Below are 21,919 nucleotides of genomic sequence, written 5' to 3' on the forward strand. Positions count from 1 at the left end.
CATGCCTATCTATATTCCGACCACCATCCCCGTCGATTCCAAATGGAAGCAGATGGAAAACCGTTGGTCTCTCGAATGTCCCATCGGGACCGCGCTACCGCCATATACGGACGCAGAGTTGCGGCAAGAATTTGAACGATGGGGAACGCCTGTCGAGGGACAGGAATACGTCTGGGATACTCGCGCGAATTCCCCCTCCAGAAAGGTGAAGTCTCGCGTTGGGAATGTCGTCTCTCATTACAGTTCACGAAAGATGCGCAGACGCATGGCGACGGAAAGTCGCAAGCCCGAGTATGGCGCCGTCGTCCGTTACGACTTCGACGGGACGACCCGCGAGTTCTACTGTCAGCCGTCGCAGGTCAGATTGAGCGTCGAAACCGAGCGGAAGCTGTCCGATGGCACCTTCACTGTATACCAGGCGCCTACGCCCTATACGCCCGACATCCTGCGAATCACGCCCTACGGTGTCTACGTGGACGAATGGAAGAGCGAGAGAGACCTTGAGAAACTTGCCGAGAAGTACCCACGGCGATTCTTCAAGGACGATGATGGGACATGGCGATGCCCTGAGCGTGAAAAATTCTTTGGCGAAATAGGGTTCACGTTTTGCCTTCGGTCAGGAAGCGAGAACGGCGCCGTCTTCGTGACCAATCTCGAATTCCTCGAGGATTTTCTGAGCGACAAATGCGCGCCATTAAGCGACAGCGCATGGCAGGCAATTGAGCGGATAACCCGCGATTCCTGCCCCATGACGTTGGGCCTGCTATTGACCCACGCATATCCGGAGCAGACACCGTGGAACGAAACGCTCCTTGTCGAGACTCCGCCGAATGCGTTTCTTGTCGACGATGTGTACAAGGCGATTGCAGACCAACGTCTGTTTGTCGACCTTGAGTATGACGACCTGAGCGAGCCACAAGACGTCGTATTGTGTAACTCCCCCGCCCAGCTCGAGGCACTTCAGTTCAATCGGCCTGCCCCCAAAGCTGTCAGCGACAAGATTGCGTTCGATGTCGAGATAGGAACCGAGTTCATGCTCGCCGGCCGCCCTGAGGTTTACGCGGTGTCGCTCGTCAGCGCGAACACCGTCCATTACTTTGACCAGCAGTCGCGCAACGGCGGTCTCATGCCCGTAGCAGAATTCGAGCGTGCGACATTCCAACGCGAAATCATTCTGCTTTCCTCGCAGTCGTCGACCGACGAGCGTCTGTCGCAAATTGACGGGTTGACCGACTATCAAATCGCCGAGGGAAAGAACCGCTTCCTCATGGTTCGAGACCTTGAGGCTGGTAAGCAAGTGCGGTGCAACCTCTCAACTAGGCAAATTCAGCGGATACGCAAGGCGGTGCGGGCGGCCGGTGAGTCATTGCCCGCGCGAAGAAGAGCTGCCACCCCGAAACGTCGAAGTGGTGGGCGGTGTCAGGTGACCGAAAGTCAGCTAGACATGATTCGCACGGCAACGGAATGGGGTAACAATCCGACGAACCCTGGAGGGCGGGCGTCATACCGGAAATATAGGGAGCTGAGTCTCTCGGCCAAGGTGGACCTAGTCTCACGGAAGACGTTTTATGAGCGAAGGAAAAAATACATCGACATCAAGGCGCGCCAGGGAGGGAGAGTCGCTTACAACGAGGAACCTGCGACGTGGTATCTCCATCTGGAGGACAAGATAAACGGCGGCCGCCCGTTCCATCGTGTTCACATCGACCACACAAAGCTGGATGTCTTCATCGCGATTCGAGGCAAAGGCGGGAGGATTTTCAGAAAGCGGCCATGGCTCACTCTCATCATGGACGCTGAGACCCGAGCGGTCCTCGGCTTCTATCTGTCGATTCATGCACCGAGTACAGTCAGCTGCATGATGGCGATTCGCGCGATGGTGAGGATATTCCGGCGCACGCCGTCAGTTATCGTCGTCGACAACGGGAAGGAGTTTCACTCAGCAGCGTTCGACAGACTTTGCGACCTCTTGTACATCACGCTGCAGTTCCGCCCGGCGCACAAGTCCCGGTTCGGCGGCGTCATGGAGCGACTGTTCGGCACAACCAATACCGAACTCATCCACAACCTGGTCGGTAACACGAAGGCTCTGCGCAACGTTCGAACGGTAACCCGGTCAGTAGACCCGATTCGGGCAGACCTATTGACCTTCGCTCAGTTGCACGGGCTCCTCGATGAATATTTCTACCGGGACTACAACCTGCGGGTTCACCCCGCGCATGACCACGCCCCTATCGAATACATGAATCTTCGTTTCGCGGCTACCGGTCGCCGTTTGGCACGATTGACGTCATACGATTCGTATTTCTACATCCTGACATGTATTCCGCCGTCAAAGGGGACAACGCGAAAGCTCGATAAGGGGATGGGGTGTGCAGATTTCGTACATTTGGTATTGGGCCGATGAGTTTGCTGACAAGGAAGTACGGCCGCAAAACCTTGAAGTCCTTGTAGATATGTGGGACGTGAGCATCGTCTACGCGCTCCTTAACGGAAAGTGGGTTCGGTGTCAGTCAAAGCTGCTCATGAAGTACCGCAAGCTCACGTATGTGGAGTGGGGGTATGTCATGTATGAGGTCCGGATGCGGATGCGTGGTGAACCCGATGAGAACCTCGAGAAGGTGCTGTACGCCGTTATCAGCGACCACGCGCTTCCTGATGCGGCTTCTCTTACCGCTGCGACACGCCAGGTCTATGGCCAGACACTTCTCGTTGGCGACTTACCCGCCGCAATTCCAGCGAGCATCGATGTACCCATCATCACGCCTGCGGAACCGGGACCGCCAGATGACGACAGCGTCATGCGCATCCCTGTGACGAAGCCAGCCCGGGGACGCCTCAAGATGAACTACGACAGCCTTCCCACATCTCGTCCCGTCTAACCCAAGAGGTGCATATGAACTCAATCAGCTTTGAACAAGCGTTGCACGGAAGCCCCGATGACAAAGGTGCGCACCTCAAAGGCCTGCGCTTTATGCATCGCAATCTGGAGAAGGTGATAGATGAGGTTAAACGACGCATGCTTCCTGGCGCAGGCCTCTCTCTCACCATCGTGGCTGGCCCATCCGGCGTAGGTAAATCCACGTTCGCTGCGCTACAGACGGAGGCATTGCTCAAACTTTACGAGGTTGAAATTCGTGAAAATCCCGGCGTAATTCCGGTTATCCTGAGCGAAATCGACGCCGCGGACGGAAAGGAATTCAACTGGAAGCTGTTCTATCAACATCTGTCCGAGGACCTTCAGTTGTTGACTCCAGAAAATCGAGGGGTCGGCGAAATCAACGAAAACACTTACAGGGTCCGGAATCTGCGGCTGCGATTCGAGAAGGGGATGCGCTTCAGAAATGTACGGCATCTGATATTGGACGAGGCTGTGCATTTCACCGATTCCAAGACCGAGCCGCTTCAATACGGGAACCTGCTCAAATCTCTCGCGAATCGCAGCGGCATGAACTTGCTTCTGGTGGGCGCCTACGGGTGGGAGAAACTTGTTCACGCAAGCGGACAAATTGCGCGCCGCATCGGTGTGGTTCATTTCGACAGGTATCGCGACAATCAGGAAGACTTCGACGCCTTCACCCAGTTCATCAAGGAATTCGAAGTGCATATTCCCCTGCCGTTCAAGGTTGACCTCAAGAAGTACACGGAGCAACTCTTCTATGCCCACCTTGGTATGCCGGGCTATGCAGCAGGCGCGCTAATTGAGGCAGTCACCCGGTGTGCCTACGACGGCAGTCACTCGTGGAAAGATGAGTACGTCTGGGATGCGCTACCGAGCGCCGCCGAGTACGAGACCGTTGCGGCTGAGACATTGGCGGGCGAGGACAATATCCAGCCATATCTTTCGATGTCGCAGCCCATTGCTTACCCGTCCGCGGCGGAAATGCGCGTCCGCATCGGTGCCAAGAAGATTCGCGAGAAGGCAAAATCGCGCAGCTTTGGCGAAAGCAGGCACCAGAACAATCACGGCGGAACTCAAGGAGCGCTATGGCAATGACATCTCCGTTTCGCGGGAGGTTGCCGGGCGGCTGGCCGGAGGACGCGCCGCCCCGGTCGATACTCGCTAGTCTCGCACCCTACGGGTGCTCGGGAGAAGACCGCGAGAGCCTCGGCAGCTACCTTAATCGTTTGTGCGAAGCCCACGACATGACGCGCTGGTCACTCACCAACACAATCGTTGGACCTACAGCAGAAGAGCTTTTGCGCGTGAGCGGCGCCAGAATGAGTCGGGACATCGGCCGAGCGGCATACAACCTCAATGTCTCGAGCTTGACGGAACAGGCGAATCACTGGGCTCAAACCCTGAACTACCTTACCCATCGCAACAACCTGCAGCTTTGTACCTTGTTGCCACTCAAAAGCCTCGTGTCCGAATTTGTGCTGCTGTCTGAGAAGGAGCGCTTTTGCCCCGGTTGCCACGAAGATGACGCGCGGCTAGACCGCGACTGCTACGAGCGACTGTTATGGAGCATTGACGCAGCGAAGGCGTGCCCGTTGCATCGCCTACAACTCGTCAGCCGACCTCAAGCGAAGCGACGCCGCACATCGAAACGGGAGAACGGGCGCCTCGCTCACGAGGCTGCGGCACCGTACAAAATCGGAGAGGCGCCAGTGCATATACCGGCATCGGACTTCGAGGTCGAAACGTCTCGCCTTATTGCAGAGCTTCTCGACGACGCCGTCTATTTTCCCAACGCAGGCTATTCGGCCACCGCTCAGTCTGCATTTCTCACTCATGCAATTAAACTTTTATTCGATGGCAAGTCAGCGAGCTTCGCAGCTCATCTGGGTATCAGCAAATCCCAAGTCCACGGATGGGTGAAAGGTAGCGTGCAGATGAGCTTTCCGCGCCTAGTACAGACCGCGTACTGCTGCGGCTGCGCAATCGCTGACATTCTGCTCGGAAACAGCGTGATGCTTTCGCTCCGACCCGCGCCGAGCGAGCAACGCCGTCGCTTGATTCAACACGGGGGGACGGGGGCCCGACGACCGAAAGAAGACTTGCGAGCAGAACTTGACGCATTGATTCGCAGCGGCAGGGCGACTAACGCAACCGAAGCGGCACGGGCCGTTGGGATTTCGCTGAAGTTTCTGAAGAAGAATTTCCCCAAGCAACAGGAGTTTTTGGTCAGACACGGCCGCGAGTTGTCCGAGTCTCTCCGCCGGGAGGCGACAGAGACCTTCAACAACATATATTTGAGTGAGTACAACGCGCTCCGCACAGCGGGCGTATATCCCTCACGAAGGCGGGTGCTCGGACGATTGAGAGGAAGAGTAATGCTTGGGAGTTACCGGCGCGTGCAGAAAGCTCATCTGGAAGCGTTCGCTACAACAGGTGTGAAAATCGCGGGGTCAAGCGGAAAGGGGAGGACAGCTCGTCCAGATTTGGAACGACACGACCGACGAGTCTAGCTCTGGACTTATTGTGGTAGCCACGGGTGTCGTTAACGACATCTGTGGCGAAAACTCACAGCCGACTATGAACTTTAGGGGGAAAAATTCTTGGCGCGCCCGGCTGGGATCGAACCAGCAACCCCTGCCTTCGGAGGGCAGTACTCTATCCATTGAGCTACGGGCGCATCACTACAAACTGCGGGGACTTAACACGAAAGCGCGACAACCAGAATGGACTCGACGCCAACGCGAGAGACCGCAAGCATACCCGGTTTCAGCCGAACCGTCCACCGGACGGCCTCCGACGCCCGCCTCAGCGTCTTCCCCGAGCCCTGTCATCGTGCATGCCGATCCGGGTAAACGCCTGCTGAACACCCTCCAGGCCCCCTCGCCGCCGCCGAAACCTTGCGTCTATAATCGTCCGTGGCTGACAAAGAACAAGAAGTTGCCGTCGCGCTGTACCGCTCACATACCCACGGAGACGAGACAAGCATGAGCGAAGCACCACACGGAGCCCCGATCAAAACCCCAGCACAGCTCATCGCCGCGGTCATCGCCGGGTTTGCTGTGCCGATCATCATCATCGTTCTGCTCGCCGTCTACGTCGATAATTCGACACGCACCGGCGCCGGCACCGACTCCCTCTCCGAAGCCGAAGTCACCTCCCGCATCCATCCGATCGCCCAGGTCGAGATCCGCGACGCCAACGCCCCGCGCGTCTACAAGACCGGCGAGGAAGTCTACAAGGCGGTCTGCTCGGCGTGTCACGCGTCGGGTGCCGCAGGCGCGCCGAAATTCACCAACACCGCCGACTGGGCGCCGCGCATCGCGCAAGGCTTCGACACGCTGTGGCACACCGCGCTGTCCGGCAAGGGTGCGATGCCGCCGCGCGGCGGCACCAGCCCCGACGACTACAGCGACTTCGAGATCGCGCGCGCGGTCGTCTATATGGCGAACAATTCGGGCGCGAGCTTCCCCGAGCCGGCGCAGCCGGCGGCGGGCGCGGCGGCGGCATCGGGTGCCGCTGCGGCATCCGGCACGGCAGCCGCATCGGATGCAGGCGCGGCCCAAGCCGCCGCGGCGATGGCCGCCATGGCCAGCGTGCCGCAGACTCCCGCCCCGGCAGCGGGCGGCGCACAAAGCGCGGATGCTTCGCAGGCCGGCAAGGCGCTGTATCAGTCGGTATGTCAGGCTTGTCACGCGGCCGGCGTGCTGAACGCGCCGAAGTTCGGCGACAAGGAAGCATGGGCGCCGCGCCTGAAGGACTCGATGGACACGGTCTACAACTACGCGCTGCACGGCAAGGGCGCGATGCCGCCGAAGGGCGGCTCGAATGCATCGGATGCGGACGTGAAGGCGGCGGTCGACTATATGGTCAGCGCGGTGAAGTAAAACGGGCGGCATCGGCCGCTAAACTAAAAATCCCTGCATGCGCTAACGCGATGCAGGGATTGTTTATGCGCAAGGACAAGCAACCGTTCCGGGCGCCACTTGAAGCGCCGCCCGCTCACGCCTTCTGCAACAGCGCCTTCAAACTCGCGAGCCGGTCCTTCGGCGACATCGGCGCTTCTTCCGGCGTCGGCGGCGGCGCATCGTCGAGCAGCATTTCGTTGATGAAGCGCGACGGTTCGCAGACGATCGTTTCCCGCGCCCGCTTGCGCTTCTTGCACCAGTTCAGATGCAGGCTGCGCTGCGCGCGCGTGATCGCGACGTACATCAGCCGGCGCTCCTCCTCGATGCGCGCGTCGTCGATCGGCTCGTCGTCCGCGCCGCCGCGATGCGGCATGATGCCTTCCTCGACGCCGACCAGAAATACGTGCGGATACTCGAGCCCCTTCGACGCATGCACGGTCGACAGCCGCACCGCATCCGGATCTTCCTCGCGGCCTTCGAGCATCGACATCAGCGCGACCGTCTGGATCAGGCCGAGCAGGTTCTTGCCGGTGTCGCCGAGGCCGTCGGCGGTGTCGTAGCCGGTCGCCTCGCTGCCGGCCGCCGGCTCCTCCTTCGTGCCCTTGCGCTTCAGCCACTCGATGAACTCGAGCACGTTCTGCCACTTCGCCTGCGCCTGGCGTTCATCGAACGCGTCGTACAGATACGCTTCGTAGTGGATCGCTTCCATCAGCTCGTCGAGCAGCGTGCCTGCCGCGTCCTTCTCCGCGCGGTCGGTCAGGCGCTGCATGAAGTCGCAGAACGCGCGCATCGGCTCGATCTGACGCGGCGACAGCCGCGCCTCGATGCCGCCCATGTAGACCGCCTCGAACAGCGACACCTTCGCCTGGCCCGCGAACGCGCCGAGCGCCTCCAGCGTCGTATTGCCGACGCCGCGACGCGGTGTCGTGATCGCGCGGATGAACGCGGGGTCGTCGTTCGCATTGGCGATCAGACGCAGGTACGCGCAGATGTCCTTGATCTCGGCCTTGTCGAAGAACGACTGGCCACCCGACAGCACGTACGGAATCCGTTCACGGCGCAGCACCTGCTCGAAGATGCGCGCCTGGAAGTTGCCGCGATACAGGATCGCGTAGTCACGGAAATTCGCGCGCCGCTCGAATTTGTGCGCGGACAGCCGAAACACGACCGACTCCGCCTCGTGCTCCTCGTCGTTGCAGCCCGTCACCGTGATCGTGTCGCCCATGCCGTGCTCGGACCACAGCTTCTTCTCGAACAGCTTCGGGTTGTTCGCGATCACGTTGTTCGCGGCGGTCAGGATGCGCACCGTCGAACGGTAGTTCTGCTCGAGCTTGATCAGGTGCAGATTCGGAAAATCCTTGCCGAGCTGGCCGAGGTTTTCGAGGGTCGCGCCGCGCCAGCCGTAGATCGCCTGGTCGTCGTCGCCGACCGCCGTGAACGCCGCGCGCTTGCCGGCCAGCAGCTTCACCAGTTCGTACTGGCACGCATTGGTGTCCTGATACTCGTCGATCAGCAGATAGCGCAGCTTGTTCTGCCAGCGGTCGCGCACCTGCTCGTTGCTCGCGAACAGTTCGGCGGGCAGGCGGATCAGATCGTCGAAATCGACCGCCTGATACGCATGCAGCGTCGCCACGTAGTTGCGATAGACGATCGCCGCCTGGTGCTCGTCCTCGGTCGATGCGGTCGCGATCGCCTGCTCGGGCATGATCAGGCCGTTCTTCCACAGCGAGATGATCGACTGGATTTTGCGGATGAAGCCCTTGTCCGTCGAGCCGACCTGTTCCTGGATCATGCCGAAGCAGTCGTCGGAATCCATGATCGAGAACTGCGGCTTCAGGCCGACGTGTTCCGCCTCCTGCCGCAAAATCTGCACGCCGAGCGAGTGGAAGGTACACACCGTCAGCTGGTTCACGGGCACCTTGCGGCCTTCCTTGCCCGGGGCGGTCAGCGTCTTGCCCTCGAGCAGCTTGCCGACGCGCTCGCGCATTTCCGCCGCGGCCTTGTTCGTGAATGTGACGGCGGCGATGTGGCGTGGCTCGAAGCCCTTCGCTTCGATCAGGTGCGCGATTTTCTGCGTGATCACGCGTGTCTTGCCGCTGCCGGCGCCGGCGAGCACGAGACAGGGACCGTCGAGATAACGGACCGCTTCACTTTGAGCGGGGTTCAGGCCTGCGGACATCGTTTGTGGATGGGTAATACGGTTGAGGGCCGCTGAGGTCGGACTGGCGGGAAGCGCCGGCCGAAGGCCCGGGGCATGCTGCGCGGCTCGATGCGCGCGAGAGGTGCGATGTTAACATGGACAACCGCGATGGACCCCGCAATGGGGTGATGCTCAGCCCCCGGTCCAGCCCGCAAATGCCACAATGATGAGATTGCGCGCCGCCGCCGCGGTGGCAAGGCGGCGCGCCGTTCCTCCAGGAAGAATCGCATGTCCGCATCGCTGAAGGTTGGATTGATGGGCTACGGCTTCGCCGGCGCGACGTTTCACGCACCGGTGATCGAACATTGCGGACGCGCGAGCGTCGCCGCGATTGCGACCGGGCAATCCGAGCGCGCGCACGCCGACTATCCGCACGCGAAGATCGTCCCGGATCTCGACGCGCTGCTCGCGCTCGACGACATCGACTGCGTCGTGATCGCGACGCCCAACGACACCCACTTCGACCTCGCGCGCCGCACGCTCGAAGCCGGCAAGCACGTGGTCGTCGACAAGCCTGTCACGCTGAGCGCCGCCGACGCCCACACTCTCGCGAATATCGCGCTCGCCCGCAGCAAGCTGTTCGCACCCTTTCACAACCGCCGCTGGGACGGCGATTTTCTGACCGTGCGCGATCTGCTCGCGCGCGTGGAGCTCGGTCGCGTCACGCACTACGAATCGCATTTCGACCGCTTCCGGCCGGGCGTGCGTCAGCGCTGGCGCGAGGACGCGACGCGCGGCGGCGGTCTGCTGTTCGATCTCGGTCCGCATCTGATCGACCAGGCGCTCGCCCTCTTCGGCGCACCGCAGACCGTCTCGGCGACGGTGCGCACGCATCGCGACGACGCAAGCGCCCCCGACTACGTGCACATCCAGCTCGGCTATGGGGAGTTCGAGGTCGTGCTGCATGCAAGCGCGTTGACCGCATTGCCGGGACCGCGCTTTGCGATCCATGGCACGCGCGGCAGCTATGTGAAGCACGGCCTCGACACCCAGGAAGATCAGCTGAAAGCCGGCCTGCGCCCCGGCGACGCAGGCTTCGGCGCCGGCAACACGCCAGGCGTGCTGCGCGTGCTCGAAGGCGACCAGGAAGTCGAGCGCGAATTGCCGACCCGCAACGGCGAGTACGCAGGCTTCTACATTGCGTTGGCCGACGCGATCCAGAACGGCGTCGCATTCCCGGTCAGCACGCGCGACGCGGTCGACGTCATGACGATCATCGAACTGGCCGCGCGCAGCTCCGAGCAGGGCGTGCGGCTGCCGTTCGAGCGCATTCGCTGAGCCTTGCATCGCTGTGCGTCGCACCGTGCTCGCGCGGTCTGTGTACCGAAAACGGGATGACCTTTCGCGCCGCGTAGGCCGTCGGCGCGGGGCTTTCCTGACGTTCCAGAAAGGAACATAACGTTACAAATTCGCCCGCTGCCGAGTCAGCGGGCGTTCCTCGTCATCCGTTGCTAGCGAGGTAGTAATCGATACGACAACGACTCCGGGAGAATCCATGTCTCGAATCATCCGTGCCCTTGTTGCATGCGCGCTGCTCGGCTCCGTCGCCGCCTGCGTGGTAACGCCGCCGCCGGCCCCGCGCCCGAGCCCCACTCCGCAGCAGATCGCGGACCAGCGCCTGCATCAGGTCGAGGGCCGCATCGACAATCTCGCGCGCCGTATCGACACTCGCGTGAATCAGGGCTATTACCCGCCGCCGCAAGGCGCCGCGCTGCATCACCGCCTCGAGACGATCCGCCAGGAAGCACACGACATGGCCACGCAGCATGGCGGCGGTTTGTCCGCGGAAGAACAGCGCGTGCTGAACCAGGAGCTGGACAATGCGGCTCACGCGATCGGCGAGTGAGTCGGCGAGCAAGCCGGCAAACCGAGTTGGCAAGCGAGCAGCGGGTGAGCACCCACTACCACTCATGGTGCGGTGACGGATAGCGCCGGGACGAGCAATTCAAAAGCGCGGGCATACGCTCCGCGCTTTTCTTTTTGACACCCCGAAACAGTCGCAGTCGCCCTCACTGCGCTCCCGGCCCTTTATTTGACAAGCCCCGGCCCGTCGCGTACATTCGCCGCACGCGTCGGGAGAGCGTGCTGGCAAGCGAAAAATCGCAGGCCGCGCCGCCGAAGGGGCACACCCGCAAACTCTCAGGCAAAAGGACCGACCGCGTCGAAAAACCCGTCTTCCGGCGGCTTTTTCGCACTCTGGAGAGCGGCAGTAGCCATCCGCGTCGCACGTCGTGCACCGCAGGCAGGCTGCCCACCGAAGGGGCGCGCGTTTCACCGCGACGAATCGAGCTCATTGAGCCCGTCGCGGCGGCGCAATCTCTCAGGTATCGAGGACAGAGGGGTCATGCAGAACCACGCTCGCAGGCACACGGCCGCGAGGCAGTGCGCCGCATGGCCTTTTTTGTTCCGCGAGACGCCCGAGGCCCCATGACCGAACTCAAACACACCCCGCTCCACGCCGCTCACCGTGCGCTCAATGCCCGCATGGTCGACTTCGGCGGCTGGGACATGCCCGTCAACTACGGCTCGCAGATCGAGGAACATCGCGCGGTGCGCACCGACGCCGGCATGTTCGACGTGTCCCACATGTGCGTGGTCGACTTCACCGGCGAGCGCGTCCGCGCGTTCTTCGAATACGCGCTCGCGAACAACGTCGCGAAGCTGCAAACCCCGGGTCGCGCGCTCTACTCCTGCATGCTGAATCCGAACGGCGGCGTGATCGACGACCTGATCGTCTATTACTTCGGCGAAGACCACTTCCGCGTGGTCGTCAACGCCGGCACCGCCGACAAAGACATCGCCTGGTTCGGCCAGCTCAACGCCGAAGGTGGTTTCGGCCTCACCATCACGCCGCGCCGCGATCTGGCGATCGTCGCCGTGCAAGGCCCGAACGCGCGCGAAAAAGCCTGGCAAACCGTGCCGGCCGCGCGCGCCGCGACCGAAGCGCTGAAGCCGTTCAACGCCGCGCGCGTCGACGGCACGCCGTTCGGCGAGCTGACCGTCGCGCGCACCGGCTACACCGGCGAAGACGGCTTCGAGATCATCGTGCCCGCTAAGCATGTCGAAGCGCTGTGGAATGCGCTCGCCGCCCAAGGCGTGCGCCCGGCCGGTCTCGGCGCACGCGACACGCTGCGCCTCGAAGCCGGCATGAATCTTTACGGCCAGGACATGGACGACAATGTCTCGCCGCTCGACGCCGGTCTCGCATGGACCGTGGACCTCACCTCGCCGCGCGACTTCATCGGCAAAAGCAGCCTCGAAGCCGGCGGCTCGCGCGCCGCGTTCGTCGGCCTGATCCTGCTGAAGGAAAACGGCAAGGCCGCCGGTGTGCTGCGCGCGCATCAGAAGGTCATCACGCCGCACGGCGACGGCGAAATCACCAGCGGCACGTTCTCGCCCACCATGCAGGAATCGATCGCCTTCGCGCGCGTGCCGAAAGGCGTGCAGCCGGGCGACACTGTGCATGTCCAGATTCGCGACAAAGCCTGCCCCGCAAGCGTGGTAAAACTGCCGTTCGTGCGCAACGGCAAGGTGCTGGCGGTTTAAGCGGCCGGCGCACGCCCCTACATTCAAACCACTACCGAACATACCGTTCAGGAGCATCCAATGAGCATCCCGGCCGATCTGAAATACACCGAATCGCACGAATGGGTCCGCACCGAAGCGGACGGCACGCTGACGGTCGGCATCACCGACCACGCGCAGGAAGCGCTCGGCGACATCGTCTTCTTCGAAGTCCAGCAACTCGGCAAGTCCGTGACCGCGGGCGACACCGTCGCCGTGATCGAATCGGTGAAGGCCGCTTCCGATATCTACGCGCCGGTTTCGGGCGAAGTCATCGAAGCGAACACGACCGTCGGCGACTCGCCGGACACCGTCAACAGCACGCCGTACGACAGCTGGCTGTTCAAGATCAAGCCGGCCGCCGACGCGTCGCTCGAGCGTCTGCTCGACGCCGACGCGTACGCGAAGTCGATCGGCGCCTGAGTTACGACCTGACTCACTGCCTGATTCAGTTTTCGTTTTAACCGTCAGGCGCGGCGCTCGCACCACGGCGCGCGCCGCGCCGCCAGGAACACCCATGAAGCTCGAACACCCGGATCGTCTGATGAACCGCACTCCTCTCTCGCTCGCCGCGCTCGAAGTGCACGACGCCTTCGCCGAACGGCATATCGGCCCGGATACGGCCGACCAGCAAGCGATGCTCGAAGCAATCGGCTTCGCGTCGCGCGCGGCATTGATCGACGCCGTCATCCCGAAGACGATCCGCCGCACCGAAGCGCTGCCGCTCGGCCCCTTCGCGCAACCGAAGAGCGAAGCCGAAGCGCTCGCGGCCTTGCGCGAACTCGCGGACAAGAACCAGGTGTTCCGCTCCTACATCGGCCAGGGCTATTACAACGCCCATACGCCGACGGTGATCCTGCGCAACGTGCTGGAAAATCCGGCGTGGTACACCGCGTACACGCCGTATCAGCCTGAAATTTCCCAAGGCCGTCTGGAAGCGCTGCTGAACTTCCAGCAGATGGTCACCGACCTGACCGGCCTCGCGATCTCGAATGCATCGCTGCTCGACGAAGCGACCGCCGCCGCCGAAGCGATGACGCTGCTGCAGCGTGTCGGCAAACCGAAGTCGAACGTGTTCTTCGTCGCCGACGACGTATTGCCGCAAACCATCGAAGTCGTGAAGACGCGCGCGACGCCGGTCGGCATCGAAGTGAAGGTCGGCCCGGCCGCCGAAGCCGCCAACGCCAACGCCTTCGGCGTGCTGCTGCAATACCCGGGCGTGAACGGCGACGTGCGCGACTACCGCGCACTGACCGAAGCGATCCACGCGGCGGGTGGCCATGTGGTCGTCGCCGCCGACCTGCTCGCGCTGACGGTGCTGACGCCGCCGGGCGAATGGGGCGCGGACGTGGCCGTCGGCAATACGCAGCGGTTCGGCGTGCCGGTCGGCTTCGGCGGCCCGCATGCCGCATACCTCGCGGTGCGCGATGAATTCAAGCGGCAGATGCCGGGACGGCTGGTCGGCGTGACCGTCGACGCGCAAGGCAACCCGGCGCTGCGGCTCGCGCTGCAAACGCGCGAGCAGCACATCCGCCGCGAGAAGGCGACCTCGAACGTGTGTACCGCACAGGCGCTCCTCGCGATCATGGCGAGCATGTACGCGGTCTATCACGGGCCGCGCGGCCTGAAGACGATCGCGCTGCGCGTGAACCGCATCGCCACGCTGCTCGCCGAAGGCGCGAAGCAACTCGGCTACAAGCTCGTCAACGAAACTTTCTTCGACACGCTCACGTTCGACACCGGCGCACGCACGCAAGCGCTGCACGACGCGGCCACGGCGAGACGCATCAACCTGCGCCACGTGAGCGCGACACAAGTCGGCCTGTCGATCGACGAAACCACCACGCGCCAGGATCTGGCCGACCTGCTCGCGGTGTTCGCGCAAGCGGCCTTCAAGAGCGACGTGCCGCAAGTCGACGCGCTCGACGCCGCGCTGAGCGCATCGAAGACCGCGTCGGTGCCGGCCGCGCTCGAACGTACGAGCGCGTACCTCACGCATCACGTGTTCAACCGTCATCACTCGGAAACGGAAATGCTGCGCTACCTGCGCAGCCTGTCGGATAAGGACCTCGCGCTCGATCGCTCGATGATCCCGCTCGGCTCGTGCACGATGAAGCTGAACGCGACGTCGGAAATGCTGCCGGTCACGTGGCCCGAGTTCGGCCAGATCCATCCGTTCGCACCGGCCGAACAGACCGTCGGCTACCGCGAGATGATCGATCAGCTCGAAGAGATGCTGGTCGCCGCGACAGGCTATGCGGCCGTATCGCTGCAACCGAACGCGGGCTCACAGGGCGAGTACGCGGGTCTGTTGATCATCCACGCATATCACGCGTCGCGCGGCGAAGCGCATCGCAACGTCTGTCTGATTCCCGCGTCGGCGCACGGCACGAACCCGGCGTCGGCGCAGATGGCCGGCATGCAGGTCGTGGTCGTCGCATGCGACGCGCAGGGCAACGTCGATATCGAAGACCTGAAGAAGAAGGCCGCGCAGCACGCCGATAAGCTCGCGGCGATCATGATCACGTACCCGTCGACGCACGGCGTGTTCGAACAGAACGTCCGCGAAATCTGCGAGATCGTGCATGCGCACGGCGGCCAGGTGTACGTGGACGGCGCGAACATGAACGCGATGGTCGGCCTGTGCGCGCCGGGCCAGTTCGGCGGCGACGTCTCGCACCTGAACCTGCACAAGACCTTCTGCATTCCGCACGGCGGCGGCGGACCAGGCGTCGGTCCGGTCGCGGTCGGCGCGCACCTCGCGCAGTTCCTGCCGAACCAGACTTCGTCGGGCTATCAGCGCGCGGAGAACGGCATCGGCGCGGTGTCGGGCGCGCCGTACGGCTCGGCGTCGATCCTGCCGATCTCGTGGATGTACATCGCGATGATGGGCGCGAAAAACCTGACGGCCGCGACCGAAACCGCAATCCTCAACGCGAACTACGTCGCGAACAAGCTCGCGCCGCACTATCCGGTGCTGTACTCGGGCCCCGGCGGTCTCGTCGCGCACGAGTGCATTCTCGATCTGCGTCCGATCAAGGACACGAGCGGCATCACCGTCGACGACGTCGCCAAGCGCCTCGCCGACTACGGCTTCCACGCGCCGACGATGAGCTTCCCGGTGCCGGGCACGCTGATGGTAGAGCCGACCGAATCGGAGTCGAAAGAAGAGCTCGATCGCTTCATCGAGGCGATGATCGCGATCCGCGAGGAAATCCGCGCGGTCGAGGAAGGCCGCTCGGACCGCGAGGACAATCCGCTGAAGCACGCGCCGCACACCGCGGCGGTCGTGATCGCCGACGACTGGAAGCATGCGTATGCGCGCGAGACCGCTGCGTATCCGCTGAAGACGCTGATCGCGAACAAGTACTGGCCGCCGGTCGGTCGTGCGGACAACGTGTACGGCGATCGCAACCTGTTCTGCTCGTGCGTGCCGATCGCCGATTACGAGTAAGAGTGAGTCAAGGGAAGTCACGCGCGGCGCTGCGAAGGTCCATCAGCGTGCGCGCGCGATCCTGTTGTTGAAAGCCGCAACCGGCTAACATCACACACCGAATCAGCCTAACGAGGAGTTTCGCATGGCGCGAAAGGTGCGATTGATGCAAAGCCGGGACGAGGCGGCGGGTGTCCGTCCGTGGCGACCGGCTTACGCTGTGCTGTTGGCCGGTGCGGCCGTGCTGTTGCCGCTGCGCGAAGCGCAAGCCGCGATGAATTTTTGCGCGGCGCCGGCGCTGCAAACGAGCGAGCGCACCAATGCCGATCCCGGCGTCAAGGCGCTCGTCGCCAACGTGCAGGCGCATCTGAACGAGCAGCCGCATGCGCTCGCGAAACTGCACACCGAAGGCACGCTGCCGCACGAGGGCATCTACGATCAGAGCGTCGAAGCGCAGAAAGATCTCGACCTGCTGCGCGACGCCGCGCTCGCGTGGCGCGCGACCAGCGACGACCGCTTCCTGAAGCTCGTCGATCGTCTGCTGTATGCGTGGGTCACGACCTATCAGCCGAGCTTCAATCCGATCGACGAAACGGGTTTCGAAGGGCTGATCCTCGCGTATGACATGACCGCGAGTGCGCTGCCCGTCAAAACGCGCAACGCGGCGATGGCGTTTCTGACGAAGTTCGCCAACGGCTATATCGCGCAGATCGACGCGCAGCCGCGGCCGCTCACCGGCACGTTCCGCAACAATTGGCAAAGCCACCGCATCAAGCTGATCGCGATGGCTGCGTTCACGCTCGACAATCGCAAGATGATCAACGCGGCGCAGCGGCTGTTCGTCGAGCATATCGGCGACAACATCGCGCCGGACGGCTCGACAATCGACTTCGGCGAGCGTGATGCACTGCACTACGTCACCTACGATCTGCAACCGCTGGTGACGGCCGCGCTCGCCGCGCGCCGCCACAACCGCAACTGGCTACAGGAAAAGGGCGCGAACGGCGCGACGCTGCTCGCCGCGCTGAACTGGCTCGTGCCCTTTGCGATGGGCGCCCAGACGCATGAGGAATTCGTGCATTCGAACGTCGCGTTCGATGCAAAACGTCGCGAGGCCGGCTTGCCCGGTTATTCGGGTCGGTGGGATCCGAAGAACGCGGCGGAACTGTTTCACCTGGCGGCGCGTCTCGATGGACGCTTTACGCCAGTCGCGCTGCAGCTCGCACCGACGCCGCCCGCGTGGCTCGCCGTGTGCCTGCCGCTGGCGGCGCGCTAAACTCTTATCTATACGCAGGGAGCAGTACATGGCAGTCAGCGTCTTCGATCTCTTCAAAATCGGCATTGGTCCGTCGAGCTCGCATACGGTCGGGCCGATGCGCGCGGCGCTGATGTTCGTCCAGGGGCTCGAGCGCGACGGGCTGCTCGATTCCACAGCAGCGGTGAAAGCAGAGCTGTACGGCTCGCTCGGCGCGACCGGCAAGGGGCACGGCACCGATCGCGGCGTGATGCTAGGTCTGATGGGCGATGCGCCCGACACCGTGAATCCCGACACGATCGCGCAACGGCTGGAAGCGGTGCGCACGTCGCGCAAACTCGCGCTGCTCGGCACGCACGAGGTGCCTTTCGTGCAGAAAGAGCAGATCGCGTTCTATCGCCAGGCATTGCCCGAGCATCCGAACGGCCTGAAGCTGTTCGCGTTCGATGCGCAAGGCGCGACGCTGCGCGAGTCGACCTATCTGTCGGTCGGCGGCGGCTTCGTCGTGACGGCTGGCGCGCCGAACACGAAGGTGCTGAGCGCCGTCGATCAGCTTCCGCACTCGTTTCGTACCGCCAATGAGTTGCTCGCGCTGTGCGCGTCGAGTGGCAAGAGCATCGCGCAGCTGATGTGGGAAAACGAACGAGTCTGGCACAGCGAGGAAGAAACGCGCGCGGGTCTGCTGAAGATCTGGGACGTGATGCAATCATGCGTCGCACGCGGGTGCGGCATCAACAATCCCGACGCCGATGGTCACTTGCCCGGCCCCTTCCAGGTGAAGCGGCGCGCGCCGCAGCTGTATCGCGCGTTGACGGGCAACCCTGAGCGCGCACTGCAGGATCCGCTGTCGATGGTCGACTGGATCAACCTGTACGCGATCGCCGTCAACGAAGAGAACGCCGCGGGCGGGCGCGTCGTCACCGCACCGACCAATGGTGCGGCCGGCATCATTCCGGCGGTGCTGCATTACTACACGCGCTTCATGCCGGGCGCGAACGAGCAGGGCGTGATCGACTTCCTGATGACGGCCGCCGCGATCGGCATCCTGTACAAGCTGAACGCGTCGATTTCCGGCGCGGAGGTCGGCTGCCAGGGGGAAGTCGGCGTCGCGTGCTCGATGGCCGCGGGCGCGCTGGCCGCCGTGATGGGCGGCACGCCGAAGCAGGTCGAGAACGCCGCGGAAATCGGCATGGAGCACAACCTCGGGCTCACTTGCGATCCGGTTGGCGGCATGGTGCAGATTCCGTGCATCGAGCGCAATGCGATGGCATCGGTGAAGGCGGTCAATGCCGCGCGCATGGCGTTGCGCGGCGACGGCAGCCACTACGTGTCGCTCGATTCGGTGATCAAGACGATGCGCGAAACCGGCGCGGACATGAAGACCAAGTACAAGGAAACGTCGCGCGGCGGCCTCGCGGTGAATATCGTCGAGTGTTGAGGCGTTGAGCGCGGCATCCAATTGCATGCGATGGAATCGGAAAAGCGCGGGCCCTGTGGCCCGCGTTTTTCATTTGGGCAACCGCGTTGCGCCTACGCCGATCGAACAGTTGCGCTGCGCCATGACAACGCCCACGTGCTCGGCGTAAGCTGTCAAATCGCCCATCGGCCGCTGTTGCAGGTTCCGCCGATGCGGCTCCATTCCAACGCACTCACGCACTGCCAGGAGGCTTCTTCGCAATGTCGCTGCCGAATGCTCCCGCTGCCCATTCCGCTTCCCATACCGCACGCACGACCGGCGCGCGCCTCGTCGTCAATGCGTTGCTCACGCACGGCGTCGAACGTGTTTTCTGCGTTCCCGGCGAAAGCTTTCTCGCCGTGCTCGATTCGCTGCATGACGAAACCGGGCGCATCCAGACGATCGTCTGCCGTCACGAAGCCGCGGCCGCGAACATGGCCGAAGCGGTCGGCAAGCTGACCGGCCGCCCGGGTGTCGCGCTGGTCACGCGCGGACCGGGCGCGACGCATGCGTCGATCGGCGTGCACACCGCGTTTCAGGACTCCACGCCGATGATCCTGCTGATCGGCCAGTGTGCGCGCGAACATCTCGATCGCGAGGCGTTCCAGGAGATCGACTACCGGCGCATGTTCGGTCAGATGGCGAAGTGGGTCGCGCAGATCGACGACCCGAAGCGCATCCCCGAATATCTGAGCCACGCGTTTCATACGGCCACCTCGGGGCGGCCGGGGCCTGTAGTGCTGGCATTGCCCGAAGACGTGCTGAGCGATGCCTGCGACGCGGTGCCTGGCGCGCCCGCTTATCAACGCGTGGCGGCGTCGCCATCGGCAGCGCAGATCACGAAGCTGCGCGAGTTGCTCGAAGGCGCGCAACGTCCAATGGTGATCGCCGGCGGCAGCGGCTGGACAACGACCGCATGCGCGGACCTGCGGCGATTCATCGAAAACTGGCAGCTGCCGATCGGCCTCGCGTTCCGCTTCCAGGACACCTTCGACAACGAGCATCCGAACTATGCGGGCGACGTCGGTCTCGGCATCAATCCCGCGCTCGCTCAGCGCATTCGCGATGCGGACCTGCTGCTCACGCTCGGTCCGCGCCTCGGCGAAGCGACGACCAACGGCTACACGCTGCTCGATATCCCGAAGACGAAACAGACGCTGGTGCATGTGCATCAGGGCGCGGAAGAACTGGGGCGCGTCTATGCGGCCGATCTGCCGATCGTCTCCGGCATGCCTGAACTCGCGGCGATGCTCGCAGAGCTGGAACCGTCGTCGTCCGGCAAGCTCGCCTGGGCGGGTGCCGCTGAAGAAGCGCATCGCGCGTATCTGGAATGGCGCAAGCCGCGTCCGGTTCCCGGCGACGTGCAGATGGGTGAAGTGATCCAGCAGTTGCGCGCGCATTTGCCCGAGGACGCGATCGTTACCAACGGCGCGGGCAATTACGCGACGTGGCTGCATCGGCATTTCTCATATCGACACTTCCGTTCGCAGCTCGCACCGACGAGCGGCGCGATGGGCTACGGCGTGCCGGCGGCGCTCGCGGCAAAGTCGCTGTATCCGCAACGCGCGGTGGTCGCGCTCGCCGGCGACGGCTGCTTCATGATGGCCGCGCAGGAGCTGGCAACCGCGATGCAGTATGACCTGCGCGTGCTGTTCATCGTCGTCAACAACAGCCATTTCGGCACGATCCGCATGCATCAGGAGCGGCACTATCCGCATCGCGTGCATGGCACCGGTCTCACGAATCCGGACTTCGCGGCATTCGCCCGTTCGTTCGGTGCGCATGGCGAGACCGTTGAACGTACCGGGGATTTTCTGCCGGCGTTGCAGCGCGCGATCGAATCGCAGCTGCCGGCCGTGATCGAGATCCGGATGCCGCAGGAGGCGAGCACGCCCGCGGCGACGCTCGATATGATTCGTGAGCAGGGGAGGAAGATGCGGGGGGAGTGAAATTGCGCCGCCGTCAATCAAAAAACCCCGCACAAGCGGGGTTTTTTGTGGCTTACGTGGTTCAGCAAGAAACTTACTTGCCGCCCACGCTTTGCAGCGTCGTCCACTTGCCGTCGACGACCTTGTACAGCGTAATACCGCCGTTCTTCAGATCGCCGCGCTCGTCGTACGCGAGGTTGGCCGTCGTGACGGCCGGCTTCGACGTCTTGGCGAGCACCGGCAGGTACTTGGCCGGATCGGTCGAGTTCGCGCTCTTCATCGCGGTGAACATCGCCATCGCGCCATCGAACGCGTACGGCGAGTACGTTTGCACGTCTTCGTTGAAGCGCGCCTTGTACTTTTCGACGTACGCCTTGCCGCCCGGCATTTCTTCGAGCGGCAGACCGGCGAGCGAAGCCACCGTGCCGTTCGCCGCGTCGCCGGCGAGCTTGATGAAGGTCGGCGTGTGGACCATTTCGCCGCCCATCAGCGGCGCCTTCACGCCGAGCTGCTTCATCTGCTTGACCATCGGCGCTGCTTGCGAATCCGCGCCGCCGTAATAGATCAGATCCGGGTTCGACGACTTCAGCTTGGTCAGGATCGACTTGAAGTCGACGGCCTTGTCGTTCGTGTATTCACGATCGACGATCGTCGCGCCGGCCGCCTTCGCTGCCTTTTCGAACTGATCCGCAAGACCCTGGCCGTAAGCGGTGCGATCGTCGACGATCGCGATCTTCTTCATGCCGAGGTTCTTCACCGCGAACGTGCCAGCGACCGAGCCTTGCTGCGTGTCGGACGTCATCATGCGGAAGGTGGTCTTGAAGCCCTGCTGCGTGTATTCCGGCGCGGTCGCCATCGCGATCTGCGGAATGCCCGCGTTCGCGTAGATGCGCGAGGCCGGAATCGTCGTGCCCGAGTTGAAGTGGCCGAGCATGCCCTTGATGCCGTCATCCACGAGCTTCTGCGCGACCGTCGTGCCGGTACGCGGGTCGGCCTGGTCGTCGGCCGAGTCGAGCACGATGCGAACCGGCTTGCCGCCGATCACCGGCTTGGTCGCGTTGAACTCTTCGACCGCGAGCGTGATGCCGTTCTGGAAGTCCTTGCCGTAGTGCGCCTGTGCGCCCGTCATCGGACCGGCGAAGCCGACCTTCACGTCTTCCGTCGATTGAGCGTTGGCCGTCCCCGCCAGCGACATAGCGGCAACCAGAGCTGCGCCTGCCAGCTGTTTCATTTTGTGTTGCATAGCTTCTCCTTGATACCAGGTGTGGATGAAGCG

Annotated in this window: 15 protein-coding genes, 1 tRNA gene and 2 riboswitches; of the genes, 13 read left to right on the forward strand and 3 right to left on the reverse strand. The window is 63.0% G+C overall.

Annotation, left to right across the window (positions count from 1 at the left end; genetic code table 11):
* Nucleotide 1: 1 nt before the first annotated feature.
* Genes QFZ94_RS30160 through QFZ94_RS30175 form a run of 4 tightly spaced genes read left to right on the forward strand, consistent with a single transcriptional unit; the run spans nucleotide 2 to nucleotide 5,412 of the window.
* On the forward strand, nucleotides 2-2,407 hold the full coding sequence (locus tag QFZ94_RS30160) for a DDE-type integrase/transposase/recombinase (protein ID WP_429461398.1): 2,406 nt from the start codon (nucleotides 2-4) through the stop codon (nucleotides 2,405-2,407).
* Nucleotides 2,373-2,882, forward strand: a complete 510-nt coding sequence (locus QFZ94_RS30165) for a hypothetical protein (RefSeq protein ID WP_429461400.1) — start codon at nucleotides 2,373-2,375, stop codon at nucleotides 2,880-2,882. Before QFZ94_RS30160 ends, QFZ94_RS30165 begins: the two co-directional genes overlap by 35 nt.
* A 14-nt stretch (nucleotides 2,883-2,896) precedes the next feature.
* Nucleotides 2,897-3,997, forward strand: coding sequence for an ATP-binding protein (locus tag QFZ94_RS30170; protein ID WP_429461402.1), 1,101 nt, complete (start codon nucleotides 2,897-2,899; stop codon nucleotides 3,995-3,997).
* On the forward strand, nucleotides 3,994-5,412 hold the full coding sequence (locus QFZ94_RS30175; protein WP_429461404.1) for a TniQ family protein: 1,419 nt from the start codon (nucleotides 3,994-3,996) through the stop codon (nucleotides 5,410-5,412). Before QFZ94_RS30170 ends, QFZ94_RS30175 begins: the two co-directional genes overlap by 4 nt.
* Nucleotides 5,413-5,503: 91 nt before the next feature.
* On the opposite strand, the gene QFZ94_RS30180 is transcribed toward QFZ94_RS30175, so the two are convergent.
* A tRNA-Arg gene (locus tag QFZ94_RS30180) sits at nucleotides 5,504-5,579 on the reverse strand.
* Nucleotides 5,580-5,886: 307 nt separating this feature from the next.
* Between QFZ94_RS30180 and QFZ94_RS30185 the strand changes: the two genes are divergently transcribed.
* Nucleotides 5,887-6,786: a c-type cytochrome gene (locus QFZ94_RS30185; protein WP_368585627.1), complete on the forward strand. Its 900-nt coding sequence runs from the start codon at nucleotides 5,887-5,889 to the stop codon at nucleotides 6,784-6,786.
* Between the two features lie 115 nt (nucleotides 6,787-6,901).
* On the opposite strand, the gene QFZ94_RS30190 is transcribed toward QFZ94_RS30185, so the two are convergent.
* Entirely contained in the window at nucleotides 6,902-8,986 is a 2,085-nt protein-coding gene (locus QFZ94_RS30190; RefSeq protein WP_176109948.1) for a UvrD-helicase domain-containing protein, read from the reverse strand.
* Nucleotides 8,987-9,235: 249 nt separating this feature from the next.
* Here QFZ94_RS30190 and QFZ94_RS30195 point away from each other — a divergent pair, with 249 nt between their 5' ends.
* From QFZ94_RS30195 to QFZ94_RS30230, 8 genes are all read left to right on the forward strand, one after another.
* Nucleotides 9,236-10,285 (forward strand): oxidoreductase, encoded by a 1,050-nt coding sequence (locus QFZ94_RS30195; RefSeq protein ID WP_429461406.1) that lies wholly within the window; start codon nucleotides 9,236-9,238, stop codon nucleotides 10,283-10,285.
* A gap of 217 nt (nucleotides 10,286-10,502) precedes the next feature.
* Nucleotides 10,503-10,853: a hypothetical protein gene (locus QFZ94_RS30200; protein WP_368585625.1), complete on the forward strand. Its 351-nt coding sequence runs from the start codon at nucleotides 10,503-10,505 to the stop codon at nucleotides 10,851-10,853.
* Nucleotides 10,854-11,070: 217 nt separating this feature from the next.
* A riboswitch (glycine riboswitch) is annotated at nucleotides 11,071-11,172 on the forward strand.
* 21 nt (nucleotides 11,173-11,193) lie between these two features.
* Nucleotides 11,194-11,354, forward strand: a riboswitch (glycine riboswitch).
* 80 nt (nucleotides 11,355-11,434) lie between these two features.
* Nucleotides 11,435-12,553, forward strand: coding sequence for a glycine cleavage system aminomethyltransferase GcvT (gene gcvT / locus QFZ94_RS30205; protein WP_368585624.1), 1,119 nt, complete (start codon nucleotides 11,435-11,437; stop codon nucleotides 12,551-12,553).
* A 60-nt stretch (nucleotides 12,554-12,613) separates the two neighbouring features.
* Nucleotides 12,614-12,994, forward strand: coding sequence for a glycine cleavage system protein GcvH (gene gcvH / locus QFZ94_RS30210; protein WP_368585623.1), 381 nt, complete (start codon nucleotides 12,614-12,616; stop codon nucleotides 12,992-12,994).
* 94 nt (nucleotides 12,995-13,088) lie between these two features.
* On the forward strand, nucleotides 13,089-16,025 hold the full coding sequence (gcvP, locus tag QFZ94_RS30215; protein WP_429461409.1) for an aminomethyl-transferring glycine dehydrogenase: 2,937 nt from the start codon (nucleotides 13,089-13,091) through the stop codon (nucleotides 16,023-16,025).
* 124 nt (nucleotides 16,026-16,149) lie between these two features.
* Nucleotides 16,150-17,280, forward strand: a complete 1,131-nt coding sequence (locus QFZ94_RS30220; protein ID WP_429461411.1) for an alginate lyase family protein — start codon at nucleotides 16,150-16,152, stop codon at nucleotides 17,278-17,280.
* Between the two features lie 28 nt (nucleotides 17,281-17,308).
* A complete protein-coding gene (locus QFZ94_RS30225; protein WP_176109942.1) occupies nucleotides 17,309-18,697 on the forward strand; it encodes an L-serine ammonia-lyase in 1,389 nt (462 codons plus the stop codon).
* Between the two features lie 239 nt (nucleotides 18,698-18,936).
* A complete protein-coding gene (locus tag QFZ94_RS30230) occupies nucleotides 18,937-20,664 on the forward strand; it encodes a thiamine pyrophosphate-binding protein (RefSeq protein WP_429461413.1) in 1,728 nt (575 codons plus the stop codon).
* 73 nt (nucleotides 20,665-20,737) lie between these two features.
* On the opposite strand, the gene QFZ94_RS30235 is transcribed toward QFZ94_RS30230, so the two are convergent.
* On the reverse strand, nucleotides 20,738-21,886 hold the full coding sequence (locus tag QFZ94_RS30235; RefSeq protein WP_368585618.1) for a branched-chain amino acid ABC transporter substrate-binding protein: 1,149 nt from the start codon (nucleotides 21,884-21,886) through the stop codon (nucleotides 20,738-20,740).
* Between the last annotated feature and the right edge of the window lie 33 nt (nucleotides 21,887-21,919).

The organism is Paraburkholderia sp. JPY465 (assembly GCF_050436725.1).
Classification (GTDB): domain Bacteria; phylum Pseudomonadota; class Gammaproteobacteria; order Burkholderiales; family Burkholderiaceae; genus Paraburkholderia; species Paraburkholderia youngii.